The 25,279-nt window shown below is 67.8% G+C and carries 27 protein-coding genes; 11 read left to right on the top strand and 16 right to left on the bottom strand.

Features of this window, described 5'->3' with window-relative positions; genetic code table 11:
• Positions 1-16 precede the first annotated feature (16 nt).
• The 3 genes from VGN82_RS19845 to purD all read right to left on the bottom strand — a co-directional run bounded on the left by VGN82_RS19845 (position 17) and on the right by purD (position 3,038).
• Positions 17-742 carry a haloacid dehalogenase type II gene (locus VGN82_RS19845; RefSeq protein ID WP_327528764.1) on the bottom strand — a complete coding sequence of 242 codons (726 nt, stop codon included), beginning with the start codon at positions 740-742 and terminating at the stop codon, positions 17-19.
• 64 nt (positions 743-806) lie between these two features.
• Complete coding sequence (locus tag VGN82_RS19840) at positions 807-1,721, bottom strand: alpha/beta fold hydrolase (RefSeq protein WP_327528763.1); 915 nt, start codon at positions 1,719-1,721, stop codon at positions 807-809.
• Between the two features lie 33 nt (positions 1,722-1,754).
• Positions 1,755-3,038: a phosphoribosylamine--glycine ligase gene (gene purD, locus VGN82_RS19835; RefSeq protein ID WP_327528762.1), complete on the bottom strand. Its 1,284-nt coding sequence runs from the start codon at positions 3,036-3,038 to the stop codon at positions 1,755-1,757.
• A gap of 92 nt (positions 3,039-3,130) precedes the next feature.
• Between purD and xseA the strand changes: the two genes are divergently transcribed.
• Positions 3,131-4,669, top strand: a complete 1,539-nt coding sequence (gene xseA / locus VGN82_RS19830; protein WP_327528761.1) for an exodeoxyribonuclease VII large subunit — start codon at positions 3,131-3,133, stop codon at positions 4,667-4,669.
• Between the two features lie 43 nt (positions 4,670-4,712).
• Here the strand turns inward: xseA and VGN82_RS19825 are convergent, their stop codons facing one another.
• A complete protein-coding gene (locus tag VGN82_RS19825) occupies positions 4,713-5,588 on the bottom strand; it encodes a dienelactone hydrolase family protein (RefSeq protein WP_327528760.1) in 876 nt (291 codons plus the stop codon).
• A gap of 73 nt (positions 5,589-5,661) precedes the next feature.
• Between VGN82_RS19825 and VGN82_RS19820 the strand changes: the two genes are divergently transcribed.
• Positions 5,662-5,883: a DUF2093 domain-containing protein gene (locus VGN82_RS19820; protein ID WP_327528759.1), complete on the top strand. Its 222-nt coding sequence runs from the start codon at positions 5,662-5,664 to the stop codon at positions 5,881-5,883.
• Here the strand turns inward: VGN82_RS19820 and lpxK are convergent.
• The 5 genes from lpxK to VGN82_RS19795 all read right to left on the bottom strand — a co-directional run bounded on the left by lpxK (position 5,854) and on the right by VGN82_RS19795 (position 10,162).
• A complete protein-coding gene (lpxK, locus tag VGN82_RS19815; protein ID WP_327529186.1) occupies positions 5,854-6,879 on the bottom strand; it encodes a tetraacyldisaccharide 4'-kinase in 1,026 nt (341 codons plus the stop codon). The genes VGN82_RS19820 and lpxK overlap by 30 nt on opposite strands.
• Complete coding sequence (locus VGN82_RS19810; protein ID WP_327528758.1) at positions 6,879-8,183, bottom strand: 3-deoxy-D-manno-octulosonic acid transferase; 1,305 nt, start codon at positions 8,181-8,183, stop codon at positions 6,879-6,881. Before VGN82_RS19810 ends, lpxK begins: the two co-directional genes overlap by 1 nt.
• A complete protein-coding gene (locus tag VGN82_RS19805) occupies positions 8,180-8,935 on the bottom strand; it encodes a lysophospholipid acyltransferase family protein (protein WP_327528757.1) in 756 nt (251 codons plus the stop codon). Before VGN82_RS19805 ends, VGN82_RS19810 begins: the two co-directional genes overlap by 4 nt.
• A 36-nt stretch (positions 8,936-8,971) precedes the next feature.
• Positions 8,972-9,205 carry a DUF4170 domain-containing protein gene (locus VGN82_RS19800; RefSeq protein ID WP_327528756.1) on the bottom strand — a complete coding sequence of 78 codons (234 nt, stop codon included), beginning with the start codon at positions 9,203-9,205 and terminating at the stop codon, positions 8,972-8,974.
• 129 nt (positions 9,206-9,334) lie between these two features.
• Positions 9,335-10,162: a 3'(2'),5'-bisphosphate nucleotidase CysQ gene (locus tag VGN82_RS19795; RefSeq protein ID WP_327528755.1), complete on the bottom strand. Its 828-nt coding sequence runs from the start codon at positions 10,160-10,162 to the stop codon at positions 9,335-9,337.
• A 248-nt stretch (positions 10,163-10,410) separates the two neighbouring features.
• Between VGN82_RS19795 and VGN82_RS19790 the strand changes: the two genes are divergently transcribed.
• Positions 10,411-10,932, top strand: coding sequence for a DUF6101 family protein (locus tag VGN82_RS19790; protein WP_327528754.1), 522 nt, complete (start codon positions 10,411-10,413; stop codon positions 10,930-10,932).
• Between the two features lie 5 nt (positions 10,933-10,937).
• Here VGN82_RS19790 and ubiA read toward each other — a convergent pair whose 3' ends face one another.
• Both ubiA and VGN82_RS19780 read right to left on the bottom strand, forming a co-directional pair.
• Positions 10,938-11,903, bottom strand: coding sequence for a 4-hydroxybenzoate octaprenyltransferase (gene ubiA / locus VGN82_RS19785; RefSeq protein ID WP_327528753.1), 966 nt, complete (start codon positions 11,901-11,903; stop codon positions 10,938-10,940).
• A 19-nt stretch (positions 11,904-11,922) separates the two neighbouring features.
• Positions 11,923-12,360, bottom strand: a complete 438-nt coding sequence (locus tag VGN82_RS19780; RefSeq protein WP_327528752.1) for a hypothetical protein — start codon at positions 12,358-12,360, stop codon at positions 11,923-11,925.
• A 252-nt stretch (positions 12,361-12,612) separates the two neighbouring features.
• On the opposite strand from VGN82_RS19780, the gene VGN82_RS19775 reads away from it, so the two are divergent.
• The 4 genes from VGN82_RS19775 (at position 12,613) to VGN82_RS19760 (ending at position 16,514) form a co-directional block, all read left to right on the top strand.
• Complete coding sequence (locus tag VGN82_RS19775; RefSeq protein ID WP_327528751.1) at positions 12,613-13,359, top strand: 16S rRNA (uracil(1498)-N(3))-methyltransferase; 747 nt, start codon at positions 12,613-12,615, stop codon at positions 13,357-13,359.
• Positions 13,360-13,511: 152 nt separating this feature from the next.
• On the top strand, positions 13,512-14,681 hold the full coding sequence (locus VGN82_RS19770) for a carboxylate-amine ligase (RefSeq protein WP_327528750.1): 1,170 nt from the start codon (positions 13,512-13,514) through the stop codon (positions 14,679-14,681).
• A gap of 173 nt (positions 14,682-14,854) precedes the next feature.
• Positions 14,855-16,234 carry a glutamate--cysteine ligase gene (locus VGN82_RS19765; protein WP_327528749.1) on the top strand — a complete coding sequence of 460 codons (1,380 nt, stop codon included), beginning with the start codon at positions 14,855-14,857 and terminating at the stop codon, positions 16,232-16,234.
• Between the two features lie 106 nt (positions 16,235-16,340).
• The gene (locus tag VGN82_RS19760; RefSeq protein WP_327528748.1) at positions 16,341-16,514 is read left to right on the top strand and encodes a Flp family type IVb pilin; all 174 of its coding nucleotides are present in this window, start codon (positions 16,341-16,343) and stop codon (positions 16,512-16,514) included.
• Positions 16,515-16,544: 30 nt separating this feature from the next.
• Here VGN82_RS19760 and VGN82_RS19755 read toward each other — a convergent pair whose 3' ends face one another.
• Positions 16,545-17,426, bottom strand: a complete 882-nt coding sequence (locus VGN82_RS19755; protein WP_327528747.1) for a LysR substrate-binding domain-containing protein — start codon at positions 17,424-17,426, stop codon at positions 16,545-16,547.
• A 169-nt stretch (positions 17,427-17,595) separates the two neighbouring features.
• Between VGN82_RS19755 and VGN82_RS19750 the strand changes: the two genes are divergently transcribed.
• A complete protein-coding gene (locus tag VGN82_RS19750; protein ID WP_327528746.1) occupies positions 17,596-18,012 on the top strand; it encodes a DUF1127 domain-containing protein in 417 nt (138 codons plus the stop codon).
• A gap of 72 nt (positions 18,013-18,084) precedes the next feature.
• On the opposite strand, the gene VGN82_RS19745 is transcribed toward VGN82_RS19750, so the two are convergent.
• The 3 genes from VGN82_RS19745 to VGN82_RS19735 are packed head-to-tail and all read right to left on the bottom strand — an operon-like array spanning position 18,085 to position 22,315.
• The gene (locus tag VGN82_RS19745; protein WP_327528745.1) at positions 18,085-19,026 is read right to left on the bottom strand and encodes a DUF937 domain-containing protein; all 942 of its coding nucleotides are present in this window, start codon (positions 19,024-19,026) and stop codon (positions 18,085-18,087) included.
• Entirely contained in the window at positions 19,023-20,453 is a 1,431-nt protein-coding gene (locus VGN82_RS19740; protein WP_327528744.1) for an MATE family efflux transporter, read from the bottom strand. The genes VGN82_RS19745 and VGN82_RS19740 overlap by 4 nt, the downstream gene beginning before the upstream one ends.
• 2 nt (positions 20,454-20,455) lie before the next feature.
• Positions 20,456-22,315 carry a monovalent cation:proton antiporter-2 (CPA2) family protein gene (locus tag VGN82_RS19735; RefSeq protein ID WP_327528743.1) on the bottom strand — a complete coding sequence of 620 codons (1,860 nt, stop codon included), beginning with the start codon at positions 22,313-22,315 and terminating at the stop codon, positions 20,456-20,458.
• 219 nt (positions 22,316-22,534) lie between these two features.
• On the opposite strand from VGN82_RS19735, the gene ispH reads away from it, so the two are divergent.
• From ispH to rnhA, 3 genes are read left to right on the top strand one after another with little or no spacing between them, the layout of a single operon-like run.
• Complete coding sequence (gene ispH / locus VGN82_RS19730) at positions 22,535-23,500, top strand: 4-hydroxy-3-methylbut-2-enyl diphosphate reductase (protein ID WP_327528742.1); 966 nt, start codon at positions 22,535-22,537, stop codon at positions 23,498-23,500.
• A gap of 24 nt (positions 23,501-23,524) precedes the next feature.
• Positions 23,525-24,490, top strand: coding sequence for a homoserine kinase (locus tag VGN82_RS19725; RefSeq protein ID WP_327528741.1), 966 nt, complete (start codon positions 23,525-23,527; stop codon positions 24,488-24,490).
• Complete coding sequence (gene rnhA / locus VGN82_RS19720) at positions 24,487-24,933, top strand: ribonuclease HI (protein ID WP_327528740.1); 447 nt, start codon at positions 24,487-24,489, stop codon at positions 24,931-24,933. Before VGN82_RS19725 ends, rnhA begins: the two co-directional genes overlap by 4 nt.
• A gap of 12 nt (positions 24,934-24,945) precedes the next feature.
• On the opposite strand, the gene VGN82_RS19715 is transcribed toward rnhA, so the two are convergent.
• Positions 24,946-25,230, bottom strand: coding sequence for an acylphosphatase (locus tag VGN82_RS19715; RefSeq protein WP_327528739.1), 285 nt, complete (start codon positions 25,228-25,230; stop codon positions 24,946-24,948).
• Positions 25,231-25,279: the final 49 nt, after the last annotated feature.

The raw sequence follows: 25,279 nt of genomic DNA, 5'->3' as shown, positions 1-25,279 counted from the left end.
GTCCCCGCTCCGCAGCTCAGGCGCTGCCAGCTTCCTTCTGCACAGCCTCGGCCATTTCGCCGAGGCTGTTGAAGCGGAAATTGTAGTTCGGCATCGCGCCCGGGTTCATCGTGGCGCCGAAACCCTCGTCGGCATGACGGCGGTAGATCCAGCAGGAGGCGAGGCCGGCCGCATTCGCCGGCTTGTGGTCGTGGAACATGCTCTCCGCCGTGTGCAGGATGTCGCCCTTGCCGACGCCGTGGGCAGAGAGCGCCTCGAGCATGTAGTCGAAATTCGCCGCCGCCGGCTTGTAACTGCCGATATCCTCGGCGGTGTAGATCGCGTCGAAGGTCACGCCGAGGCGGCGGTTGCTGAGCGCGAACGACTCATTGTCGACATTGGACAGGATCACGAGCTTGTAGTGCCGCTTCAGAACCTGCAGGGCTGCGGCCGTGTCCGGAAAGGCCGGCCAGTTTCCGACCGAGCGCCCATAGGCCTGACACTCGTCCCAGGCCGCCGGCACGCCCCATTCCTCGGCCAGGCGCTTGTAGACGATCGCGAGCAGCTCGCTGTAGCGCTTCGTCGGCGTGTGGCGCTGCTGGCCGGATTCGTGCCGGGCATGGGCCTCCAGGACCGCGTTGCGGCTGAGCGGCCGGCCGACCTTCGCCACCAGCGGCGCCAGCGCCGCGACCATGCCGCCCTCCCAGTCGATCAGCGTGCCGTAGCAGTCGAAGGTCAGGGTGTTGAAATCGGTCAGCTTCATCGGGGACTCCAGATCGCTTCGGCCGGGTTGATGCGCGGCCGCCGCCTGCATCATCGCCAGCCGGTCAGACGCCGGTCTTGGACAAAAAAGGTATCAATGCCGCCAGCGTCGCAGCCGGGTTCTCCTCCGGCAGGAAATGGCCGCTGTCGATCGCCAGCCCTTCCGCCTGGGGTGCGAAGCTCTCGCGCCAGATTTCCAGCGGGCTCGCACCCTTGGCCGGGATGCCGGCCTCGCCCCAGAGAATCAGGGTCGGGCAGAGGATGCGCTTGCCGGCCGCAAGATCCGCCTTGTCATGCGCGACATCGGTGGTCGCCCCGGCGCGGTAGTCCTCGCAAGCCGCGTGGATGCGGGCTGGGTCGTTGAAGGATTCGCCATAGGCCTGCAGCGCCAGCGGATCGAACAGCTTGAGCGACTTCGCCCGCGTCCAGCTCGCAATGGTGTGGTCGAGCCAGCCCAGCGGGTCGCCCTTGATCAGGTTCTCCGGCACGGGCTCGGGCTGGGCCAGGAACGTCCAGTGGTAGACTTGCATGGCGCGCGCCGCGCTCATGCCCTCCCACATCGAGATAGTCGGCAGGATGTCGAGCAATGCGAGGCGTTCGACGCGGCCGGGATGGTCGAGCGCGAGCCGGTAGGCGACGCGCGCGCCGCGATCATGCCCGACGACGGCAAAGCGCAGATGCCCGAGTGCCTGCATCACGGCGACGATGTCCTCGCCCATGCCGCGCTTCGTATAGGTTTGCTCGCCGCCATCGCCATGTGGCGCGGCCGACCAGCCATAGCCGCGCAGATCCGGGCAGACGACCGTGTGCGTCTTGGCGAGCTCGCCCGCGATCTTATGCCATTCGGCATGAGTCTGCGGGAAGCCGTGGATCAGCACGACCGGTGGCCCCTCGCCGCCGACACGCGCGAAGATCTTGCCGACAGGGCCGTCGATCCAATGGGCCTTGAAGGCGGGGAAGAGGCTGTCGAGATTGCTCATGGCCAGAAGGATAGCGTTCCTTCGGCCGATTTGTCAGCCTTCGCGCTCGCGCTTCACGGCCTGCCAGCCGATGTCGCGGCGGCAGAATCCGCCCGGCCAGTCGATGGCGTCGACCCCCTGATAGGCTTTCGCCTGGGCCTCGGCGACGGTTGCGGCCATGGCCACGACATTGAGCACGCGCCCGCCATTGGCGAGGATCGCCCCGGTCGCGTCCTGCTTCGTTCCGGCATGGAAGACGAGCACGTGGTCGATCGCTTCGGCCTTCTCGATCCCCTTGATGACCGTGCCCGTCTTGGGCTTGCCGGGATAGCCTTCGGCCGCCAGCACCACCGTCAGCGCCGTCTCGTCCGACCAGCGCAGATCGAAATTGTCGAGCACGCCGTCGCAGGCGGCGAGCAGCGCCGGCACGATGTCGCTCTTCAGGCGCGGCATCAGGACCTCGCATTCTGGATCGCCGAAGCGGACGTTGTACTCGATCAGCTTCGGCCCCTGCGCGGTGATCATCAGCCCGGCGTAGAGAATGCCCTTGAACGGCGACCCGCGCTTGGCCATCCCAGCCAAGGTCGGCGCGATGATCTCGGCCATGACCCGCTCTTCCAGCGCCTCGGTCATCACGGGGGCAGGCGAATAGGCGCCCATGCCGCCGGTATTGGGACCGGTGTCGCCATCGCCGACGCGCTTGTGGTCCTGCGCCGAGGCCATCGCCAGTGCATGGGTTCCGTCGCAGAGCGCGAAGAAGCTTGCTTCCTCGCCGATCATCCATTCCTCGATCACCACCTCGGCGCCGGCTGCGCCGAGCCCGCCGCCAAACATCATGTCGATGGCTTCATCCGCCTGCGTGAGGGTCTCGGCCATCACGACGCCCTTGCCGGCGGCGAGCCCGTCGGCCTTGATCACGATCGGCGCGCCCTGGGTCGCGACATAGGCCTTGGCCGCAGCTGCGTCGGTGAAGCGGCCGAAGCCGGCGGTCGGGATGCCGAACTCGGCGCAGAGTTCCTTGGTGAAGGCCTTCGAGCCTTCGAGCTGGGCGGCGGCCTTCGACGGGCCAAAGGTCTTGATACCGGCTGCTGTCAGCGCATCCGCGATTCCGTCGACCAGCGGGCCCTCCGGCCCGACCACGACGAAGTCGATCCGCTGCAGCTTGCAGAACGTGATGACCGCCTGATGATCGGCGATATCGAGGACGACATTCTCGCCGCATTGCCCCGTGCCGGGGTTGCCCGGGGCGATGAAGAGGCGGTCGCAGAGCGGCGAGCCGGAGATCGCCCAGGCGAGCGCGTGCTCGCGGCCGCCCGAACCGATCAGAAGGATGTTCATCGCCGTTCTCCGCTTTCCTGCCCGGGCAATAGCTCCCGATCGCGCTGACCGCAACGCTTCTGCCGATGCCGTCCCGCCGCTATGGTCCGGTCATGGACAGCGAATCGCAGAAGCCCTCCGGCAATGCCCCCGAATGGTCGGTCTCGGATCTCTCCGGCGCCCTCAAGCGCACGCTGGAAGATGCCTTCGGCTTCGTGCGGGTGCGCGGCGAGATCTCGGGCTATCGCGGCCCGGTCGGTTCCGGCCACGTCTATTTCTCGCTGAAGGACGCCAACGCCAAGATCGATGCCGTGATCTGGAAGGGCGTCTTCGGGCGCCTGAAGACGCGACCGCAGGAGGGGCTGGAGGTCATCGCCACCGGCAAGATCACCACCTTCGCCGGCAAGTCGAGCTACCAGATCATCATCGACTCGCTTGAGCCCGCCGGCGTCGGCGCGCTGATGGCGTTGCTCGAAGAACGCCGCAAGCGACTCGCAGCCGAGGGGCTGTTCGCGCAGGAGCGAAAGCAGCTGATCCCTTATCTGCCGCGGGTGATCGGCGTCGTGACCTCGCCGACCGGCGCCGTCATCAGGGACATCCTGCACCGTCTGGAGGACCGCTTCCCCCGCCATGTCCTGGTCTGGCCGGTCAGGGTGCAGGGCGAGACCAGCGCATCCGAGGTCGCCAACGCCATCGCAGGCTTCAACGCTCTCGCCGAAGGCGGGCGCATCCCGCGACCTGACGTCATCATCGTGGCGCGCGGCGGTGGCTCGCTCGAGGATCTGATGGGCTTCAACGAGGAGGTCGTGGTGCGCGCCGCTGCCGCGTCCTCGATCCCGCTGGTCTCGGCGGTCGGGCATGAGACCGACGTCACGCTGATCGACCATGCCGCCGATTTGCGCGCGCCGACTCCGACGGGCGCGGCCGAGAAGGTCGTGCCCGTCCGGGCCGAGCTGATGGCGGCCGTAGCCGATCTCTCGCGCCGCCAGGCCGGCGCGATGCGCCGTCTTTCCGATCGGCGCCGCAGCGATTTGCGCGCACTCGCGCGAGCGCTGCCGGGGCCCGAAGCCGTGCTCTCGGGCCCGCGCCAGAGGCTCGATCTCGCGGCGGCGCGGCTGGCGCCCGCGCTCGCGCGCAATGCCCGCGCCCATGAGCAGCAGCTTGCGCTGGCCTCGCAACGCCTCGCCCGCCATTCGCCGCTGCTGCGGCTGGCGACCGCCCGCAAGGATGTCGAAGGGCTTGCCAAGGCCATGGCTGTCGCCCGCGCCAACATCCTGAGGCGCGAGCGCGACCGGATTGGGCGAGCCGGCGATCGCCTAGCTACGGCGTCGGGCAATCTCACGGCGGCTTTCGCGCGCCTGCTGCAGCGCCGCCGCGACCGGCTCGACAGCGTCTGGGCCCTGGCGGCCTCGCTCGGTCCGAACGCGGTCCTGGCGCGCGGCTATGCGCTGCTGCGTGATGAGACCGGTGCGCTCATTCGCGCCACCGGCCAGGTTAGGCCCGGTCAGGCGCTGACTGCGCAGGTGAGCGACGGGCGCTTCGGCGTCCTGGTGGCGGGTGGCGGCGACGCTCCGTCTCGGCCATCCCGGCCGCTGCGGCGGGAGAGCGCCAGGACAGAGAGTCCGAAGTCGGGGCAAGGGGACCTGTTCTGAGGGCGGCGTCGAGCCTCGCGCCCGCCCGTCAGACCAACCTGCGTCAAAGGGCCTTGAGGAAGGCCTTCACCCGCTTGATCGCGTCCTCGCGTGCGGCCGGGTTGGTCCCGACCATGGCCTTGCCGGTCCCCGTGGCGGAATAGGCGATGTCGCTGCGTTCCTTCACCTCGAGCCGGGGGTGATCGAAATCATGCAGCGCGCCGGGATAGATCACCAGCTCCACCTTTTCGCCGCGTGACCGCGCGGACTTGGCGAGAAAGTCGCATGGTGCGGCCGGGGTCCAGTCGTCGGCATCGCCCATCAGCATCATCAGCGGCAGCCGTGCGGCGAAGCTGGACGATTCCGATTGGATGCGACAGCCCGGATAGAACGCGATGGCGCGGGCGAAATCGGCCTTCTCGTCGGCTGGCCGGCGATCCTTGCGCACTGCAGCGAGAACGGTCGAGCCGCCGCCCGACCAGCCGAGCAATGCGATCTTGTCGGCGCGGATGTCGCTGCGCGACTGCAGCCAATAGCGCGCGGCGGCCGCGTCGGCGACCCGCTCGCGGCTGGCCCGGACAGTCAGTTCCTTGACGCCGCATTGCGAACCGAGCTTTCGCGAGCCGTAGCTGTCGGGCATCAGCACGGCGAAGCCTTCCTGCGCCAGCCGCTCGCCCCAATCGGAGTGCCGGGTCGAGATCTTGCCATTGTCGCGCCACAGCCCTCCGCAACCATGCAGGGCGACGACGGCGGGAAAGGGCCCGGGGCCCTGTGGCAGATACAGCACCGCGTCGAGCTCGCCGTCATAGCTGGGAACGCGCACGCGCTCGTAGCCGGCAGCGAATGCTGCCGTCGAGAGGAGCGCGAGCCCGGTCAGAACCGCGGCGAGGCGCGCAAGGCCTAGCGTTGCGAGGCTTGGCATCACGAGGCTGGACATCATCGATGGGAACGTTATCACAAAGCGGGATTATTTCGACAATCGACGCTTCCGGCAATATATTAGACAAGTTGTCATGAACATTAGCGAACGCACCCCACTGAACGGTCCTGAAGCCGTGCTCGATTATGGCCACGGCGAGTTCCGCGTGGTGCGGCCGGGCGCCTTCGTACGCTGCGCTGTCACTGGCGTCCCGATCCGGATCGAAGAATTGCGCTACTGGTCTGCCGACTGGCAGGAAGCCTATGCCTCGCCGGAGGCCGTGCAGCTAAGGCTGCGGCGCGCGGGCCGCGCCTGATCCGGCCGACAGCGTCGCAGTCAACAGCGCCTCGACCGGCTCCGGCTCCGCGAAGTCGAGCGAGACCGGCACGGGCAGGAGGCGGTGGCGTTCCCCGCTCGGCCAGAGCGGCTCGAGCTTGACCATGTCCTTTTCCGTCGTGGCGATCGGGCAGTTGCGCTCCTTGGCCTCGGCCAGAAGCCCTGCGACATCGCCTGCCGTATAGGCGTGATGGTCGCCGAAGGCGCGCTCCGCGACGATCTGCGCTCCGGCATTCAGCAGGGTGGCAGTGAACTTTTCGGGCCGGCCGATCCCCGAAACCGCCAGCACCGTCTGTCCCCGCAACGTTGCGACCGCATCCGCCGCCGGTTCCAGCCGGGCATGGAGGACGCGGATAGCGCCTTTCCGAGCCGCCGCGGCGACCGCCTCGCCGGGCTCTCCCGGGCCGACGATCAGCACGGCATCCGTCTGCGCCAGTTGTCCGGCTAGCGGCGCGCGCAGCGGCCCGGCCGGCAGGCAATGGCCGTTCCCGACACCGGAGGCGCCATCGACGACGGCGAGCCGCAACCGTTTGGCGAGGGCCGGGTTCTGCAAGCCGTCATCCATGACGACCACGCTCGCGCCAAGCGCCCTTGCCAGCGTGGCTCCCGCCACGCGGTCGCGCGCGATAACGGTGCGGACGTGCCTCGCCATCAGCAACGGCTCGTCGCCGACCGCATGTGCGGCGTGATGCGAGGCATGGACCTCGACGGGCCCGGTGAGCGAGCCGCCATAGCCGCGCATCAGCACGAAGGGGGTCTCGCCGTGCCTTGCCAGCAATTCCGCCAGCGCGATCGCCGTCGGGGTCTTGCCGGCGCCGCCCGCGACGAAGTTGCCGACGCAGATCACCGGAATGCCGATATCGACGCCGTTGCGGCGCATCCGCCGCAGCGTAATCGCGCCATAGAGCTTCCCGATAGGTGCCAGCAGCCAGGCCAGCACGCCGGGCGGCCGCCACCAGAAGCCCGGGGCACGCATCAAGAGGCGCTGCCGCGTTGACCGAGCGCGATCCGCATCAGCAGCGGCTCCAGCGCCTGCATCGTCCGGTTCAAGGCGCCGCCGAGCTGGGCGCTGGTCTGGGCGGCGGCGCGGGCCGCCTGCCGCGCGCTGGCCGGGTCGCTGAGCCAGCGATGCACGGCGCCGGCGAGCCCCTGCGCGTCGGCGACCTCACGCGCGCCACCATCCTGGTCGAAGGCGGCGAAGATGTCGGCATTGTTGTGGACGAAGGGGCCGTGCAGCAGCGCACAGCCGAGCTTGGCCGGTTCGATCGGGTTGTGCCCGCCGATCAGCGGCACTAGCGAGCCGCCGAGATAGGCCACCTGCGAGAGCCGGTAGAGCAGGCCGAGCTCGCCGACCGTATCGGCGACGTAGAGATCGATGTCGCGCTCGGGCATCTGCCCGCCGCCGCGCCGGGCCACGGCGATGTCGTTGGCCTGCGCCAGTGCCTCGATCTCGAAGCCGCGCTGGGGATGGCGTGGCGCGATGATCGTCAGGAGATTGGGCAGATAGGGCTTGATCCCGAGATGGGCCGCGATGACCAGCTCTTCCTCGCCCGGATGCGTGCTGGCCGCGACCCAGATCGGCCGCCCGGTGGTCAGCCCGTCCAGGATCGCCAGCGTGTCGGCGTCCGCGGGGGGAGCGGGGACGTCGAATTTGAGATTGCCGGCAACGCTGACGCGCGGCGCCCCGAGCTGCGCCAGCCGCTCGGCATCGCCCTGCGACTGGGCGAGGCAGGACTCGAAGCAGGAGAGCAGGTAGCGCGAGGTATGCGGCGCCTTGTACCAGCGCGCGAAGGAGCGCTCCGACATGCGGGCGTTGACCAGAACCAGCGGCACCGCGCGCTTGCGAGCCTCGATCAGCAGGTTGGGCCAGATCTCGGATTCGCAGATCAGCCCCAGCTCGGGTCGCCAATAGTCCAGGAAGCGCCGCATGTAGCGGGGTACGTCGAGCGGCAGATATTGATGGATCACGCCCGCCGGCAGCCGCGCCGCGAGCAGCTTGGCCGAGGTCACGGTGCCGGAGGTGACGAGAACAGCGAGGCCGCGTTTCTGCAGCTTGGCGACGAGCGGCAGCAGCGTCACGGTCTCGCCGACGCTGGCGCCATGGAGCCAGACCAGCGGGCGGTTGGGCCGCCGGACGCCGGGATATCCGCGCCGTTCGGCCAGCCGCGTCGGATCCTCCTTGCCGCGCCTGCGCCGCCAGACCAGCAGCGCCGCTGCGGCTGGCTCGAGCAGCCGGGTGACGGTACGGTAGCTCGTCAGAATGGCGCCCTTGCCGATCATGCCGGCAGGTCCTTGTGGACGCTGTTCGAGCTGGCCAAAAACGCCTGCCGCAGCCCGGCGCCGGGATCCTGGGCGCCGACGATCTCGTAGGCGCGGGCATGGACGGCGTCGAGCCCTGCTTCCAGCGCAAGCCGCGCCGCTTCGCAGGTCGCCTCATCCGCATCGCGCGCAACATGGATCGCTTCGCCGACGATGATCGCGCCATGTCCGAAGGGCAGGCCGATCGAGGCCCGGTCCCAGCTCTTGAAGTCGATGCGCCGGCTCGTCACCACAGCGATCGGATGCACCGGCCGCCCGGACGCCCGCGCGAGCTGGATGATGCCGGGTCCGGCGATGCGGGCGCGCTTGGGAATATCGGCGGTCAGCACCATGGTCTCGCCGGCCGCGAGCCGCCTGACCATGGCGAGGAAGGCGCTCGCGCCGCCCTTTTCGCGGACCTTCTTGCCCAGCGCCCCGGAGCCGCGGATCGCGCCGATCCCGAGTTCGCGCAGCGCGACCGCATTGAAGCCGCCATCGCCATGGCGCGAGACCAGGGAGCAGGCCGGCATCCAGTCCGGCCGCGAGAACGGGATCATGATGTGCTGGCCGTGCCACATCGCGATGATCAGCGGCAGCTCGGGGCGGACGCGCTCATAGATGTCGGCCGGCTCGACCACGAAACGGTTCGTGCGCCGCACGAGACGCAGATAGCCGGCGAGAAGCCGGCCGAGCGCTTCCTGCGCCACGCGCGTCTTGAGGATCGAGAAGCCCATGAATCTAAGTTAGGTCCTGAAGCTTGCGCCGGGCCCTTAGCTCTCGGGATCGAGCAAGCGATGCAGATGCACGATGAAGTAGCGCGTCTGGGCCTGATCCACAGTCGCCTGCGCCTTCGCCTTCCAGGCGGTATGCGCGGTCGCATAGTTCGGGAACACGCCGACGACGTCGAGCTTGGCAAGATCCTTGAACGTGACGCCCTCGAGCGAACTCAGTTCCCCGCCGAAGACGAGGTGGAGAAGCTGTTTCTGTTCCGGTTCCGCAGCCATAGATTTCTCCAGCACGAGCGGCTCACCCATCGAGCCGCGCGGCATCAGTTAAGCCATCCGCGCGCCGTGTGCGAGTGCCGAACGGCGCGATGGCGCACAGCAATAGCGCCAATCGGAATCAAAGGGGCGTCAGATCCGCTGCGGCTGTCCGTCGCGCAGATGTTGCATCGCAGCAAGTAGTGGTTCCGACAGGCCGCCGCAACTGGCGATCAAGACGCCGTGGATCGGAATTTCGCGGTTATAAACGACGGGCTCGCCGCTGCCGCCGCTGAGGCGCCCATTGGCTTCCCGAAGGATCAGGTCGGCGGCGGCGAGGTCCCAGTCGCGCGCATCGGTCGAGATCAGCCCGGCATCGATCGATCCGTCAGCGATCCGCGTCAGGCGAAGTGCGAGCGAGGGAATCTTGTCGACGGGCTGGAAGCTCTCGAACCGGGCGAGCGCGTCGAGCATCGGCTTGGGCCCGGCGATGCGGGCACCGTCGAGCTCCGTCGCAGGCGATGCGGCGATGCCGATGCCGTTCTTCTGGGCGCCGCCGCCACGCAGTGTCGTGTAGGTCGCCTCGCAGGCCGGCGCATGCACGACACCCAGGATGGGCTCGCCCTCGTCGAGCAGCGCGACGCAGACGGCCCAATCGGGCGAGCCGCTCATATAGGCACGCGTGCCGTCGATCGGGTCGACGACCCAGACGAAACGGCGCGACAGCCGCTGCGCATCGTCGACGGTTTCCTCCGACAGCCAGGCCGCCTCCGGCAGCAAAGCCGAGAGCCGTATCCGCAAGAAGGTGTCGACACCGATGTCGGCTTCCGTGACGGGTGATCCGCCGCTCTTGGCCCAGGTCCTGGCGGCTGTCTTCTCGCCGGGGCGGAACAGGTCGAATGCCAACTCACCAGCTTCCAGACAGCTCTCGCGAACCGCTCTGAGCAGGTCCGGGGCGATGGGCAGCGGGCGAGGGGGCATGCGCGTTCCGTACGAATGGCGGGGCCGCGGTTCAAGCCGAAAATGCCCGCGCGCACCGAAAGATTCCGTCAATCATCATGCATGAAACAGGCCATTGGGGCCATTGGAAGGCGCAAAACACGCTCCTTTAACCCAACCGCTTAAGTGCTCGGAGAGGCCTGAGACGCAATTTCACCCTGCAAGCACGAGAGCCCCGGACTTCACAGAGGGCTCCGTAGCGGCAGGGATTAGAGAGAGGCGTAAAACCGATGGCCAGAGTCACGCCGGCCGCCGGAGAGTTCGGTTTCATGCCGAACGGCTCCGGCGGCGCGACCGACCCCGCGACCGTTTCCAGAAACCCGATGCCGGCGCAGCCGGACGCACCCCGCATCCAGCGGATCGGCTCCGTGCGTATCCTGCGCGGGTCCGCCGGCTGGCGCGGCGTCGCCCTGCGGCTGGCCAATGCGGCGGGTGAGGATCAGGTCTTCCAGCTCGCGCTGACCGCCGGTGACGGCCGCTCAATCACCGTTGCGACGGTTGATCAGGACGATGCCGTGGCGCTCTGGCGCGACTGCGGCCGGGCCAGCGGCATGCCGCTGCTGCTTGAGACCAGCGATGGCGAAATCTCCGAGCCTTTCCCGCAGATCGGCCGTGTCGCGCTCGGTTCCATCCGGGTCAGACGCCGCCACGCCTTCCTCAACGGTCGCCGCCCGCGCTTCCTGGTGCGGCGCAAGACCGGGCGGCTCGCCGAACGGCCGGTCGTGGTGAGCGGAGACAGGCTGACGGACTGACGCGATCAGCCCTGCAACGCGAAGCGGCCGAGCGCATCGAGCGCCAATCCGACTGCCAGCAGCAGCCCGGCGTGCCAGTTCGAGCGGAACAGGGAGAGCGCGACCGGGGAGGTCACGCCCTTGAGCTTCGAGACCTGCCAGCCGAGATGGCCCGCGAAGGCGGCAAGGCCGGCGAAGGCGATCGGCCCGCCGCCGGCGTTCCAGACCGCGAGCCCGGCCAACAGCACCGCGGTCGCAAAGCACAGCGCGATCGCCTCCCGGCCATGGTCGCCGAAATAGCGCGCGCTCGACTTGATGCCGGCGATGACATCGTCCTCGATGTCCTGCATCGCGTAGATCGTGTCGTAGCCGATGGTCCAGACCACCGAGGCGGCGTAGATCAGGAAGGCCGGGGCATCGAGCCGCCCCGTAACCGCGCTCCAGCCGAGCAGCCCGCCCCATGAAAAGGCGAGGCCGAGCACGAACTGCGGCATGTTGGTGATCCGCTTCATGAACGGATAGACCGCCACGATCACCAGCGATGCGATGCCTGCGATGATGGTGAAGCTGTTGAACTGCAGCAGCACCGCCAGGCCGACCAGCGACAGCCCGACCATGAACAATGCGGCGGCCTTCACCGTGACCTGGCCCGAGGGCAGGGGCCGTCCGCGCGTGCGCGCGACCTGTGCATCAAGCTTGCGGTCGACGATGTCGTTGAAGGTGCAGCCGGCGCCGCGCATCACGATGGCGCCGATCAGGAACAGGAGGCAGTGCCAGGGATTCGGAAAGGCCTGCCCGGTCGCGATCGCCGCGAGCCCCGCCGACCACCAGCACGGCAGCAGCAGAAGCTGCCAGCCGATCGGGCGTTCGATTCGGGCGAGCTTGAGAAAGGGTCGAATCCGCCGTGGCGCGCGGGTGTCGACCCAGTGGCCGGTCAGCGCGTCGGGTAGCGGAGCATCCTGCCCCGGTCCGAGTGGCGCAGGCTCTTGCATGACGGACTCGTCCTGGAACTCAGAGCGCGCCCTGGGGGATGCGCATGCCGCCGCCGGTGATCGCGTCGCCGCCACCGAACGGGTTGCCGCCGCCCTGCGCCTGCTTCTGAGCCCGGCGCATCATCTCGGCCTGCTGCTTGACAGCATTGCAAGCCTGGTTGCGGATGCCCACAGCCTTTTCGTTGTCGGCCTTCATGTTGTCGATGAAGGACGCCGGAATCTGGCACCAGTCCTGATTGTCGGTCGCGAATTTGACCGCCGAGGCGCCGTTGCTGACGAGCCTGCCCATGCTGCCGCAGGCCTGCTGGGGCGTCAGCTTGGTCTTCGATTTCTGCGCTGCGTTCAAGGAGACAATGATCTTCTGCCGCTCCTGGAGCAGCGTCTGCAGCTTTTCGCAGCCCGAGGCCTGCGCCTGCGCGGGGGCGGCGTCGATGAAGGCGGCGGCTGCGAGTCCCATTGCCGCGATCATTCCGGAAGCCAACCTACGCCGCATCTTGTTCCTGCTCCGACATTGCCTGCGCGGGCGCTGGCGTCCGCGCGATTTCCTTACCAGCATGGGTGTGTTAGCGCCAAGGACCATTGCGAGTCCACGCCGCCTGCCGGCCAGCGCCTGCGGATAAACCGGGATTGTGGCGGTTTTCGCGCGATGCGGCCGGGTGCTGCCCTACGCGCCCGGGCTGATTCTTCTCCACAGGAGTTCGCGCCGCCGATGTCGATTCCCGATTTCGCCCGATACAGGCTGTTTCTGGAACATGGTCTCTCAGCGGGTGCCCGGTTGCCGCTGGAGCGCGAACAGGCGAACTATCTGCTCAACGTCCTCAGAATGAAGCAGGACGATACGGTCCTGGTCTTCAACGGGCACGACGGCGAGTGGCTGGCCGCGATCTCCGTCGAGGGCCGCAAGCAGGCGAGCCTGTCCCTGGTGAGGCAGACGCGTCCGCAGCCGCAGCCGCCGGATCTGCACTATCTCTTCGCCCCGCTGAAGCACGCCCGGCTCGACTACATCGCCCAGAAGGCGGTCGAGATGGGGGCAGGGGTGATCCAGCCTGTCCTGACGCGCCGGACCCAGGTCTCGCGGCTCAATTTCGACCGGATGCGCGCCAATGCGATCGAGGCGGCGGAGCAGTGCGGGATCCTCGCCCTGCCGGAAATCCGGGCCGAGCAGACCCTGGATGCGGCTCTCGCCGCGCTCGACCCCGCACGGTTGCTGATCTTCTGTGACGAGGCGATGGCGCAGGAAAGTCCGGTCGCGGCCCTGTCGGGCGTCGAGCCCGGGCCGCTGGCCGTGCTGATCGGCCCTGAAGGCGGCTTCGACGACGCGGAGCGCAGCCGCATCCTGGCGCGGCCCGCGACGCTGCCGATCTCGCTCGGCCCGCGCATCCTGCGTGGCGACACGGCGGCGGTCGCTGCCCTGGCGCTGGTCCAGGCCGTGCTCGGCGACTGGCCGAGGAGCTAGCGGAACGTCACTCCGCCTCGGGCGTTGCTTGCTCGTGCAGAGGACGCATTCTCGACTCATTCGGGGGCAGTGTGGCGCGCCGGCCTGACGGCCGCCTGCCGGTGATTCACCTCCGGCAGGCCAGCAATGATCTGCCTGACGAGGATGATGCCATGAGAGAAGCCTGCCGCTTCGGAATCGAGGAGGAGTATTTCCTGTCTGATGCCGGGAGCAGGGGGATTGTCCGCAAGGTCTCTCCGAAATTCATCAAGGCAGCCCAGCAGGTCTTTCCTGACGAGGTCCAGCGCGAGATGCTGCAGTCGCAGATCGAGGTCGCGACCCCGGTCTGCGAATCGATGGATCAGGCGCGCCGTTCCCTGATGACGCTGCGCACCGGGCTGGCCGGCCTCGCCCTCGAGCACGACATGCTGCTCCTGGCTTGCGGCACGCATCCCAGCGCCGCCTGGTCGCGGCAGCGCGCCACCGACGCCGCGCGCTACGACGCGCTGATGCGGGACCTGCAGATGCTCGGCAGCCGCAACCAGCTCTGCGGCCTCCATGTGCATGTCGAGGTGAAGGACGAGGATGAGCGCATCCGGCTGATGGCGCGGATCATGCCGTACCTGCCCTTGCTGCTGGCGCTCTCGACCTCGTCGCCCTTCTGGCAGGGACGGCGCACAGGTTTGATGGGCTACCGGCTCGCCGCATATGGCGAACTGCCGCGCACCGGCCTTCCCGACCTGTTCAGCGAGCCCGGCGATTACCGCGCCTATCTCGAGACCATGGTCGCGGCCGGCGCGATCAAGGATGCCAGTTACATCTGGTGGGCGATCCGCCCCTCCGAGAAGCATCCGACGCTGGAGTTGCGGATCGCCGACAGTTGCACGCGTCTCGACGACACGCTCGCGATCGCGGCTCTGTATCGCTGCCTGGTCCGCCACCTGCTGCGCCGGCCGAAGCTGAACGCGGATCTGACGGCGGCATCGCGGGCTATCGCCGCGGAGAACCTCTGGCGCGCCCAGCGCTACGGCATCCATGGTGGGCTGGTGCATGCCCAGACCCGCAGCATGCGCAGCGTGTCGAGCCTTCTCGACGATCTCGTCGCTGAGCTGGCAGAGGATGCGGCAGCGCTTGGCTGCCAGGCGGAACTGGCGACCTGCCGCCGGATCGCGAGCCTGGGCACGAGCGCCGATGTCCAGCTCGCCGTCTATGAAGAGGCGCGCAACCGCGAAGGCGGACAGGCGGCCGGGCTCACTGCGGTCGTCGACTGGATTGCCTCGGAGACCCGGCTTGACGCCACCGGCTGGAGCACGCGGGAGGCGCGCCGGCGCGACGTCGCCTGATCGCATCCGCCCCGCGTCTTGCGCTGATCGTCCGTCGATTGTCCGCCAACGCGTGGCGGAGGTCGTTGTCGAGCGTTCCGTGCTCGCCTATGTCTGGCGCTCCTGGAGCCTGATCCCCCGCGTCGCACTACGCGGGTGGAAGCCGGCCGCCTTGTTTTTCTGCCGGAGCGCCCATGGCTCGCGATGTGTCCGATACGACCCCGATCGGTTCGAAGGACGAACTGATCTCCTGGATTGCCGTCGGCGAAAAGCCGCCGGCTGCCTTCCGGCTCGGCACCGAGCATGAGAAGTTCCCGTTCTATCGCGACGATCTCGCGCCCGTTCCCTATGAGGGGCGTCCCGGCGCGGGCGGCATCCGCCACCTGCTGGAGGGGATGCAGGCGAAGCTCGGCTGGGAGCCGATCGTCGATGCCGGCCACATCATCGGGCTTGCAGGTCCCGAAGGCGGCGGCGCGATCTCGCTCGAGCCCGGCGGCCAGTTCGAGCTTTCGGGCGCCCCCGTCGAGACGGTGCATGACACCGCCGCCGAACTGGCCCAGCACCTGGCAGACGTGAAGGCGGTCGCCGAGCCGCATGGCATCGGCTTCGTGCCGCTCGGCCATTCACCGCTCTGGACGAGGGCAGAGACCCCGGTGATGCCCAAGGGGCGGTACAAGATCATGGCCAACTACATGCCGAAGGTCGGCACGCGCGGCCTCGATATGATGTTCCGCACCTGCACGGTGCAGGTAAATCTCGACTTCGCTGATGAGGCCGACATGGTCAGGAAGCTCAGGGTGTCGCTCGCCCTGCAGCCGCTGGCGACCGCGCTCTTCGCAGCTTCGCCCTTTACAGAAGGCCAGCTCAACGGCTTCCAGTCGATGCGCTCGGAGATCTGGCGCGACACCGACAATGCCCGTTCCGGCATGATCCCCTTCGCCTTCGACGAGGGCATGTCCTACGAGGCTTATGTCGATTGGGCGCTCGATGTGCCGATGTATTTCGTCAAGCGCGGCGCCACCTATCACGACGTCGCCGGCGCGTCCTTCCGCGATCTGCTCGCCGGCAAGCTGGCACAGTTGCCGGGTGAGAAGGCGACGATCTCCGACTGGGCGAACCATCTCTCGACGCTCTTCCCCGAGGTCCGGCTGAAGCGTTTCCTCGAGATGCGCGGCGCCGATGCCGGTTCTCCCGAGATGCTGAACGCGCTGCCGGCCTTCTGGGTCGGGCTGCTCTACGACCAGTCGGCGCTCGATGCCGCCTGGGACCTCGTCAAGGGCTGGAGCAATGCGGAGCGCCAGGCGCTGCGCGACGCGGTTCCCAAGCAGGGCCTCTCCGCAACGATTGCCGGTCGAAGCCTGCGGGATCTTGCCGGCGAGGTGCTTGCCCAGTCCCGTGGCGGCCTTACGCGTCGCGCCCGTCGCAACGCTGCTGGAGCCGACGAAACCGTTTTCCTCGATCCGCTCGACGCCATCGTTGCTGGTGACCGCACGCTGTCGCAGCGCCTTGCCGCGCGCTATCGCGCGGAATGGGACGGCAATGTCGGCCCGGTGTTCTCGGAATTCGCGATCTGACGCAGCGGGGCCTCGGGCGCTTGCTCGTGCAAAAATCCGCAAGGTCGGGAGGATTGGCGCGGTCGCGTTAACGCTTTGGCGGAAACTTGCGCACTAGGGTGTTCCCATGCGTCAGATGACCACCCTTCTTGCGAGCTTTGTGCGCGACGAACGCGGAGCGACCGCGATCGAATACGGCTTCATCGCCGCATTGATGTCGGTCGCGACGATCGCCACGATCGCGCAGATCGGCGGGAACGTCAGCAGCCTGACCGAGCGCGTCATGGCAGGCTTTCGCTGATACTGCGGATATTCGACGGCCCTACTCGCCTCACTCCGCCGCAGTCTTGAAACTCGCCAGATTGTCCAGGCTCTGGATGATGTGCTCGGCCAGCGCGTTCGACAGCACCGAGGGATCGAAGCGCGTCCGCAGCAGTCCGATCTTGCAGGACGGCAGTGTCGCATAGCCCTCCGACGGCCCGAGAATCCGCATGCCCGGCCTGACCGCGCTTTCCGGCAGCACCGAAACCGCAAGGCCCGCGACGACGGCGGCGCCGACCGCGGTCGAATTCCAGCTCGCATAGAGCACGCGGAAGCGCCGTCCCTTCGTTTCAAGGGCATCGACCGCCGCCTGCCGCCAGTTGCAGGTCGGTCGGCCCAGCGCCAGCGGCAGCGGGTCCTCCTCATGCACGGCATGACGGGCCGAGGTTACCCACAGCAGCGGCTCGATGCGGATGATTTCGCCCTGACCGCGGCTCTCGACATGGGTGATGATGGCGAGGTCGATGTCGCCGGTGGCGATCCGCTCGGCCAGCATCGGCGTCGGCTCGCAGACCACCGTGACCTCGGCGCGCGGATTGGAGCGGGCGAAGCGGGCAAGAATTTCCGGCAGATAGCGATCGGCATAGTCATCCGGCACGCCCAGGCGGATGCGCCCCTTCAGGTCGGCATCGGTGAAGCTGGCGACGCATTCGAGGTTCAGCCGCACGATGCGCCGTGCATAGTCGAGCAGCCGCTCGCCATCCTCGGTCAGCTTGGCATGGCGTCCGTCGCGGCCGAAAAGCGGCCGGCCGACACGCTCTTCCAGCCGCTTCATCTGCATCGAAACCGCGGACTGGGTCTTGAAGACGATCTCGGCCGCGCGGGTGAAGGAACCGGAATCGGCGATCGCCACGAAGGTTTTGAGCTGGTCCGCGTCGAGCACATGCGCCATGGCGCCACCTCACATCGGTTCATCAATATCCGTGTTGTGAGACATCATAAGCATTCGTTTGGCTTATGGCCAGTGCAAAGCTACCGTTCAGTCAGTTTCCGGTCCCTGCCAGCGGCGCGTCCAGGCAGGCTCGGGAGTGCCCGTCGCCATTGAACCACAGGAGCTCGTCATGCTGCTCATGACATTCGCAACGAAGTCGCTCTCGTCCGCCTCGGCCGGTGCTACGCGTGTTGCCGTCCGTGGATTCTCGCCGATCGTGGCACTCGTGAAAGCGCTGATTCACCGCCGCGAGGTCCTGCGCCTCGGCGAACTCGACGAGCGCGGCCTGAAGGATATCGGCCTCGTCCGCTCGGACCTCGACGGCGCGCTCGCCGTCTCCTGGCTGTCCGATCCCTCCGTGATCCTGGCCGAGCGCTCGAGCGCCCGCTCGGGCGTGGCGGCGATGCGGCGCGAGGCCGGTTTTCAACGGCCCGTCACGGTGCTCTCGGCGGCTGAGGCACAGCCTGTCGTGACGCTCAGGCCGTCCGGCTCCAGGCCCGTGGCGAAGCGGGTTGAAGCCACCGATTCGATTGCGTGCAGCGCCTGACCCCTTGGGGTTGCACGTTCCTGCGGGCGGAAGCTTCGTGCTTCCGCCCTTTTTCATGCGCGTCGTCGAAGCTCAGCGCCCTTTCGGGCCTCCGAACATCGTGTCGAAGATCGTCTTCAGCGCGTCCTGATGGCTGTCCTGCACCTTGCGGCCATGCTCGAACATCTGGTTCAGCGCATCGAGGCCGATCGAGCCGGGACCAGTTTGCGATGAGGCGGGTGCTTCTTCGGGCTCTGGTTCCGGCTCCGGCTCCGGAGCGCGACGCGATGAAGGTGCAGCGCGGGGCTGGGGTTCCGGCTCGGCCTGGGGTGCCTGTCCGCCGCCCAGCATCCCGGTCAGGATCTGGCCGAGCATGCCGCCCATCTGCTCCATGCCCATCTGCCCCCCGGGCATCTGGCCACCGCCGAACGGACCCCCGCCCTGCGTTTCGGGTCTGGTCGGGGCCTGTGCATTGCCGAACAGGCCCCCGAGGATCGCCTCCAGCGGATTGGTCGGACTCGCCTGCTGCGGTCGTGGCTGTGGTGCCGGCTGCATCCCCGGCATCTGCCCACGCATCATCTCGGAAAACTGGCCAAGGATGCCGCCCATGCCCTGGCTGTTCATCGACTTGAACAGACCGCCCATCACCATCGAGGCGATGATCGGCAGCATCTGCTTCAGCACCGCCTGGCCGACGCCGCTCGTCGCCGCCGCTTGGGCCGCGACCGCGTTGCTGACCTCCTTCGAGCCGAAGAGCTGGCTCAGCACGTCGTTGCCGGCGCCTCTCGCATTGTCGGGAATGCCGTCGCCATCAGCGTCGAAGATCCGGCCAAAGGGCTGGGCCGTCATCATCTGCGCCAGCGACCCGAAGGCGTAAGGGTCCTGCGTCTGGCGCTGCAGCCCCATTGAGAAGGCGGGCAGAAGGGCATCGATCGCCGCCTGCGTCTGCTGCTGGCTGAGGCCGTATTGACGCGCGAGGTTCTGCATCGCCTGGCCGTTCTGGGCCTGCTGCATCATCTCGAAGAGATTCATCATGGCGTGCCTCCGGCTGCTGCGCGGTCTGTCGCCGCCTGCATTGGGACGATAGCAGTGTCGGGAGGCGAGGCAAGCGGCGCGGTCGCTGTCGCTTTTTGCTCCAGCCGGGCGATGCCGCGATAGGCGAAGACCAGCGCCAGAATGCCGAAAGCGACGGCGCCGAGCGCCGATCCGAGCAGCGCTCCCTTCGGACCGGCATATTGCGCGCCGAGGAAGGCGAGCGGCATCGTGCCGAGCGTCGCGCGGCCCCAGCTGAACAGTGTCGACAGCAGCGGCATGCCGAGATTGTTGAAGGCGGCATTGGCGACGAAGAGCAGCCCGACGAACAGCCACATTGGCCCGGCGATCAAGCAGAAGAACATCACCAGCTCGGCTGTCAGCCCGGTCGCGCCGAAGGCCGAGACGATTCCGCCGCGCAGCAGCGCCAGCGCGAGCCCGGCGATGACCACGCAACCGATCCCGAACAAGGCCGAGGCCGTCAGGCCGCGGCGCATCCGGTCGAAGCGCCCCGCGCCCCAGTTCTGGGCCAGGATCGGCCCGACCGCTCCCGTCAGTGCGAAGAGCACGCCGAAGGCGACCGGGACGAGGCGGTCCATGATGGCGAGCGCCGCCACGGCCGCATCACCGAAGCGTGCGAAGATGCTGGCGAAGACGGCGTTCGCGATCGGGTTCGAAAGGTTGGTCAGGATCGCCGGCCCGGCGATCAGCAATGTCGGGGGAGTGTCGTGTCGCAGGCCCGCGAGGCTCGGTCGCGCGACCATGCCGTGGATATGGATGGCGCCATGCAGCCCCGTCGCCACCATGATGATGCGCGAGGCGACCATTGCCCAGGCCGCGCCGTCCGGTCCAAGCCCGAACCAGAAGATGAAAAGCGGGTCGAGGCCGGCCGTCGCGAGGCCCCCTCCCAGCGTCACGAACATGGCGCGACGTGCGTCGCCGACGGCGCGCAGCACGCCGGAGGCTCCCATGCCGACGGCCATCAGTACGTTCGAGGGCAGCACGATCCAGAGGAAGGACAGCGCGACGCGATAGGACTCGTCATGGGCGCCGAGCAGGTGCAGCAGCCAGGGCAGGCAGGGCAGCGCGACGGCGCTGAGGGCTAGGCCGGCGAGTGCCATCAAGGCCAGGGTCGAGCCCGCCAGCCGCCTTGCCGCCGCCCGGTCCCCAGCCCCCAGCGCCCGTGCAGTCAGCGCACCGACCGCGATCATCAGTCCGATGTTGATCGAGATCATCAGGTACAGGACGATGGTCGCGAAGCCGACGCCGGCGGTCGCTTCCGGGCGTCCGAGCCAGGAGACATAGAGCAGCGACAGCAGATCGACGAGGAAGATCGCCATCAGGCCGATCGCGCCCGTTCCGGTCATGACCGCGACATGGCGCATCAACGAACCGCTGACGAATACGGCGGTTTTGGAGCCAGCGGGCATGCTCACCGCTCCGGCTCGCCGACGCCGCCGACGGCGACCTCCGCGCCGCCATCGGCGATCGCTTCCTCTGTCTCGGGCGTTAGCGCCTTCGACTTGCCCTGCGGCTTCACCAGCGGCTCCGGCGTGACGCGCGGCACCTTGGTGAGGCCGGCGGCGATGCCCTCGTGGAACTGGATCTCCATGCGCTGCGCATCGCGGTCGCGGACATGCTCGATAACGAGACTGGCCTCTTCATAGGTCAGGCCGAGTCCTTCCAGGGTCACGCGGCCGAACCCCAGCGCGGATTCGAAGGTCTCGCGCATCTGGTAATCGACATCGGCCTTCATCAGGTCGATCGCATGCACGCGATCATAGGCGCGCGCATGGATGCGCGCCTGCGGGAACTCGGCCTTGGTCATCTCGACCATCCGCAGCGCCGCATGCCGGTCGTCGAGGCACACACAGATGATGCGGGCCTTCTCCGCGCCGGCCGCCCGCAGCACGTCGAGCCGCGTGCCGTCTCCATAATAGATCTTGAAGCCGAACTTGGCGGCGGAGCGGATGCGCTCGACATCGGAATCGATGACTGTGACGTCGATATGCTGGAGCAGCAGCGCCTGCGTCACGACCTGGCCAAAGCGGCCGAAGCCGACCACAATGACGGAGGCCGTGCCCGCATCCGAGAAATCCTCCTCGATGGTCTCGGGCGTCACGCGTGCCAGCAGCCAGGCGTCGATCAGCTTGGCGACGACGGGGCCGATCAGCATGGACAGCGCCGCCAGCGCCGTCGCCACAGCCGCCTGCGGCGGGGCGAGCAGCCCGAGCGAGACGCCGAGCGGCAGCAGCACGAAGGCAAACTCGCCGGCAGGCGAAAGCAGCGCGCCTGCACGGATCGCCTCCACGGTCGAGGAGCAGGAGACGCGCAGGATGGTCGCGGCCACGGCGATCTTGAACAAGACCAGCAGCGGCGCTGCGATCGCCAGCAGCAGCGCGTTGTCGAGCACCAGCCTGAGGTCTAGCGACATGCCGACCGCCATGAAGAACAGGCCGAGCAGTACGCCGCGAAACGGCTCGATATCGGCTTCGAGTTCGTGCCGGAAATGCGATTCCGCCAGCAGCACGCCGGCCAGGAAGGCACCCATCGCCATGGACAGCCCGACTTGCTCCATCAGCAGCGCAGCGCCGAGCACGACCAGCAGGGCAGCTGCCGTCATCACTTCTTTGGCGCCGGCCTTGGCGAGGATGCGGAAGAACGGATTCAGCGCATAGCGACCGGCCAGCACGATGAATGCGAGCGCCAGGACACACAGCCCGATGCCACTGAAAGTCTGCGCCGCGCTGCCCGCCGCCGCGCCCGTCGTCGCCAGCAGCGGCAGCAGCGCGAGCGCCGGCGCGATCGAGATGTCCTGAAAGAGCAGGATCGAGAAAGTCCGCCGGCCATAGGCCTCGTGGCCGTCGCCGCGCTCCTCCAGCACCTGCAGGGCGATCGAGGTGGCCGATAGCGCCAGCGCCAGGCCGACGGCGATCGCGCCGCCCACCGTCAGGCCGAACGACCAGCCGACGCCGCCGATCACGAGCGCGCTCAGCGCCATCTGCGAGAGGCCGGCCCCGAGAATGTCCTTGCGCATCGAATAGAGCCGCGACGGCTGCAGTTCGAGGCCGACGAGGAAGAGCAGCAGGACGACGCCGATCTCGGCCACGCCGCGGATCGTGTCCGGGTCGCGGATCAGCGCCAGCATCGATGGGCCGATAACGATGCCCGCCGCCAGATAGCCCAGGACAGCGGACTGGCCGAGCTTGCGAAACAGCGGCACGGCGACCACTGCGCCGGCGCAGAAGGTCAGAATCGGCGGCAGATAGCTGGTATGGGAGGCGTCGGCCATGGATTGCCCTGGTTGGAGCGACTTGCTCGTCTGGTGGAGGTCGTCGGCACGCCGCAGGCGCGCTGGCCGGAGCGCGCAATCTAGTGTGTCGTGCGTGATCCTGCGAGGGCTTCGCCGCAGGCTGTGCTACGGCCGGTACACGCGGCCCGCGACGCCGCCGTTCCTTGACATCGCCGGCTCGACGCCGAAAGAAGGCGCGACACTCACCGGATCCCTTTCGTGACCAAGCCGCCGCTCGACATTCTGCTTTGCGCGCCGCGCGGCTTCTGCGCGGGCGTCGTGCGCGCCATCGACGCGGTCGAGAAGGCGCTCGCCCTGCATGGCGCGCCGGTCTATGTCCGCCATGAGATCGTCCATAACAAATACGTCGTCGAATCGCTGAAGCGGAAGGGCGCGGTCTTCGTCGCCGAGCTCGACCAGGTGCCCGACGCGACGCGGCCGGTGATCTTCTCGGCGCATGGCGTGGCGAAATCGGTCCCCGCCGAGGCCGCGCAGCGCAACCTCTTCGCCATCGATGCGACCTGCCCGCTGGTGACCAAGGTGCATCGCGAGGCCGAGGTCCACCACAAGCGCGGCCGCCATATCCTGCTCGTCGGCCATGCCGGCCATCCCGAGGTGATCGGTACGATGGGGCAGCTCCCAGAGGGCGCGATCACGCTGATCGAGACACTCGACGATGTCGCATCGCTCAATCCGCCGGACGACAGGCCGCTCGCTTTCGTGACCCAGACGACACTCTCGGTCGACGACACACGCGAAATCGTCGAAGCCCTGCAGAAGCGTTTCCCGGAGCTGATCGCCCCCCACAAGGAGGACATCTGCTACGCCACCACGAACCGGCAGGAAGCGGTGAAGCGGGTCGCCCCGCTCGTCGACGGACTCATCGTCGTCGGCTCCCCGAACTCGTCCAACTCGCAGCGCCTGCGCGAGGTAGCCGAGCGTGCCGGCTGTCCGCTGGCTCGGCTGGTCCTGCGCACCGACGAGATCGACTGGTCGGTCTTCGGCAACATCCGCAGCCTCGGTATCACCGCCGGTGCGAGCGCTCCCGAAGTGCTGGTCGAAGAGATCATCGACGCCTTCGCCGAACGCTACGAGGTCCGCGTCGAGACCGTCTCGACCGCGGACGAGAATGTCTTCTTCCCGCTGCCGCGCGAATTGCGCGACGCGCCGGCCGCGGCCGAGTGAGCGGCTACCCGAGAAAGCGATCCCTTGGCTGTCTATACCGAAGTTCCCGATGACGAGATGGCGGCCTTCGTCGCGCGCTATGGAATCGGTGATCTCTTGTCCGCCAAGGGCATCGCGGAAGGCGTCTCGAACTCCAACTTTCTGCTGCACACCACGCAGGCCTTCTTCATCCTGACGCTCTATGAGGAGCGCGTCGACGAAACCGATCTGCCGTTCTTCATCGGCTTGATGGAGCATCTCGCCGAGCGCGGCCTGATCTGCCCGCAGCCGGTGAAGACGCCGGAAGGGCAGGCCGTGGGCCGGCTCGCCGGCCGGCCGGCCGCGATCGTCACCTTCCTGGACGGGCTCTCGGTGCGCCGTCCGAACGCCATGCATTGCGCAGAGGTCGGGCGCGGCCTCGCGCTGTTGCATCAGGCCGGAGCCGATTTCGCGATGTCGCGGGTCAACTCGCTGTCGGTGCCGGGCTGGCGGCCTTTGGCGGATCAGGCCGGCGCGGCTGCCGATACGGTCTCGCCCGGCCTGCTGCAGCGCCTCTATGCCGAGATCGCGGTGCATGAGGCGAACTGGCCGCAGGACCTGCCGAGCGGCGTCGTCCACGCCGATCTCTTCCCGAACAACGTCTTCTTCATCAGGAACAAGCTCTCCGGCCTGATCGATTTCTACTTCGCCTGCACGGACGCCTTCGCCTACGACCTCGCCATCTGCCTGAATTCCTGGTGCTTCGAGGCGGACAACTCCTTCAACCTGACCAAGGGCCAGGCCATGCTCGCGGGCTATGAGAGCGTACGCCCGCTGACGCAGGCCGAGGTCGATGCGTTGCCGCAGCTCTGCCGCGGCTCGGCCTTGCGCTTCCTGCTGACGCGGTTGGTCGACTGGCTGAACGTGCCACCAGGCGCGCTCGTCAAACCGCATGACCCGATGGAATATGACCGCAAGCTCGCCTTCCATCAGCGCGTCGCCGATGCGCAGGACTACGGGCTGAAGCGATGAGCGACGCTGTCGAGGTCTGGACCGACGGAGCCTGCTCGGGCAATCCGGGCCCCGGCGGCTGGGGCGCCATCCTGTCCTACAAGGGCAAGGAGAAGGAGCTCTCCGGTGGCGAGGCCATGACCACCAACAACCGCATGGAGTTGATGGGGGCGATTTCGGCGCTGGAGGCGCTGACCCGGCCCTGCACCGTCGCGCTCCATACAGACAGCCAATATCTGCGCCAGGGCATCACCGCCTGGATCCATGGCTGGAAGCGCAATGGCTGGAAGACGGCGGACAAGAAGCCGGTCAAGAACGAGGAACTCTGGAAGCGCCTCGACGCCGCGCTCGGCCGCCACAAGATCGAGTGGAAATGGGTCAAGGGCCATGCCGGCGACGAGATGAACGAGCGCGCCGACGCGCTGGCCCGGGCCGGCATGGCGCCGTTCAAGCCGGGGCGCTGAGGGATTCTCCCATCACGCGCTGGCGGCGATGACGAACGTCCCGCCGGATTGATCCGGCAACGCGGTTCCGACCTCGCTGCGCCGGATGTCGTCGACCCTGGCGCCCCGCGGCCCCTTCATCGCTTCGGCGACCAGCCCCTCCACGATTGCGGCCGGTCCCGAGATCACGGCTTCCACCGTTCCGTCGGCCCGATTGCGCACCCAGCCGGTCACGCCCGCGGCGAGCGCGCGCCCGCACAGCCATTGCCGGTACCCGACGCCCTGCACCACCCCGGAAATGACGATGTGGAGGTCCATGTCGCATCCTCGGGCGGGCCGGCGGAGGAGCTGTCCCGATCGGCCTCCC

The organism is Allobosea sp., from assembly GCF_035999205.1.
Classification (GTDB): domain Bacteria; phylum Pseudomonadota; class Alphaproteobacteria; order Rhizobiales; family Beijerinckiaceae; genus Allobosea.
The sequence above is the reverse complement of the archived record's forward strand: the minus strand, read 5'-3'. Positions and strand labels throughout refer to the sequence as shown.

Excerpts from the sequence above, each read along its gene's own strand:
- purD (WP_327528762.1), bottom strand. The coding sequence starts at position 3,038 with ATGAACATCCTTCTGATCGGTTCGGGCGGCCGCGAGCACGCGCTCGCC.
- VGN82_RS19840 (WP_327528763.1), bottom strand. The coding sequence starts at position 1,721 with ATGAGCAATCTCGACAGCCTCTTCCCCGCCTTCAAGGCCCATTGGATC.
- xseA (WP_327528761.1), top strand. The coding sequence starts at position 3,131 with ATGGACAGCGAATCGCAGAAGCCCTCCGGCAATGCCCCCGAATGGTCG.
- VGN82_RS19755 (WP_327528747.1), bottom strand. The coding sequence starts at position 17,426 with ATGGCGCATGTGCTCGACGCGGACCAGCTCAAAACCTTCGTGGCGATC.
- ubiA (WP_327528753.1), bottom strand. The coding sequence starts at position 11,903 with ATGCAAGAGCCTGCGCCACTCGGACCGGGGCAGGATGCTCCGCTACCC.
- VGN82_RS19770 (WP_327528750.1), top strand. The coding sequence starts at position 13,512 with ATGAGAGAAGCCTGCCGCTTCGGAATCGAGGAGGAGTATTTCCTGTCT.
- VGN82_RS19740 (WP_327528744.1), bottom strand. The coding sequence starts at position 20,453 with ATGCCCGCTGGCTCCAAAACCGCCGTATTCGTCAGCGGTTCGTTGATG.
- VGN82_RS19775 (WP_327528751.1), top strand. The coding sequence starts at position 12,613 with ATGTCGATTCCCGATTTCGCCCGATACAGGCTGTTTCTGGAACATGGT.
- VGN82_RS19780 (WP_327528752.1), bottom strand. The coding sequence starts at position 12,360 with ATGGGACTCGCAGCCGCCGCCTTCATCGACGCCGCCCCCGCGCAGGCG.
- rnhA (WP_327528740.1), top strand. The coding sequence starts at position 24,487 with ATGAGCGACGCTGTCGAGGTCTGGACCGACGGAGCCTGCTCGGGCAAT.
- VGN82_RS19820 (WP_327528759.1), top strand. The coding sequence starts at position 5,662 with ATGAACATTAGCGAACGCACCCCACTGAACGGTCCTGAAGCCGTGCTC.
- VGN82_RS19805 (WP_327528757.1), bottom strand. The coding sequence starts at position 8,935 with ATGGGCTTCTCGATCCTCAAGACGCGCGTGGCGCAGGAAGCGCTCGGC.
- VGN82_RS19790 (WP_327528754.1), top strand. The coding sequence starts at position 10,411 with ATGGCCAGAGTCACGCCGGCCGCCGGAGAGTTCGGTTTCATGCCGAAC.
- VGN82_RS19825 (WP_327528760.1), bottom strand. The coding sequence starts at position 5,588 with ATGATGTCCAGCCTCGTGATGCCAAGCCTCGCAACGCTAGGCCTTGCG.
- VGN82_RS19800 (WP_327528756.1), bottom strand. The coding sequence starts at position 9,205 with ATGGCTGCGGAACCGGAACAGAAACAGCTTCTCCACCTCGTCTTCGGC.
- VGN82_RS19810 (WP_327528758.1), bottom strand. The coding sequence starts at position 8,183 with ATGATCGGCAAGGGCGCCATTCTGACGAGCTACCGTACCGTCACCCGG.
- VGN82_RS19715 (WP_327528739.1), bottom strand. The coding sequence starts at position 25,230 with ATGGACCTCCACATCGTCATTTCCGGGGTGGTGCAGGGCGTCGGGTAC.
- VGN82_RS19745 (WP_327528745.1), bottom strand. The coding sequence starts at position 19,026 with ATGATGAATCTCTTCGAGATGATGCAGCAGGCCCAGAACGGCCAGGCG.
- lpxK (WP_327529186.1), bottom strand. The coding sequence starts at position 6,879 with ATGCGTGCCCCGGGCTTCTGGTGGCGGCCGCCCGGCGTGCTGGCCTGG.
- VGN82_RS19765 (WP_327528749.1), top strand. The coding sequence starts at position 14,855 with ATGGCTCGCGATGTGTCCGATACGACCCCGATCGGTTCGAAGGACGAA.
- VGN82_RS19760 (WP_327528748.1), top strand. The coding sequence starts at position 16,341 with ATGCGTCAGATGACCACCCTTCTTGCGAGCTTTGTGCGCGACGAACGC.
- VGN82_RS19750 (WP_327528746.1), top strand. The coding sequence starts at position 17,596 with ATGCTGCTCATGACATTCGCAACGAAGTCGCTCTCGTCCGCCTCGGCC.
- VGN82_RS19795 (WP_327528755.1), bottom strand. The coding sequence starts at position 10,162 with ATGCCCCCTCGCCCGCTGCCCATCGCCCCGGACCTGCTCAGAGCGGTT.
- VGN82_RS19735 (WP_327528743.1), bottom strand. The coding sequence starts at position 22,315 with ATGGCCGACGCCTCCCATACCAGCTATCTGCCGCCGATTCTGACCTTC.
- VGN82_RS19845 (WP_327528764.1), bottom strand. The coding sequence starts at position 742 with ATGAAGCTGACCGATTTCAACACCCTGACCTTCGACTGCTACGGCACG.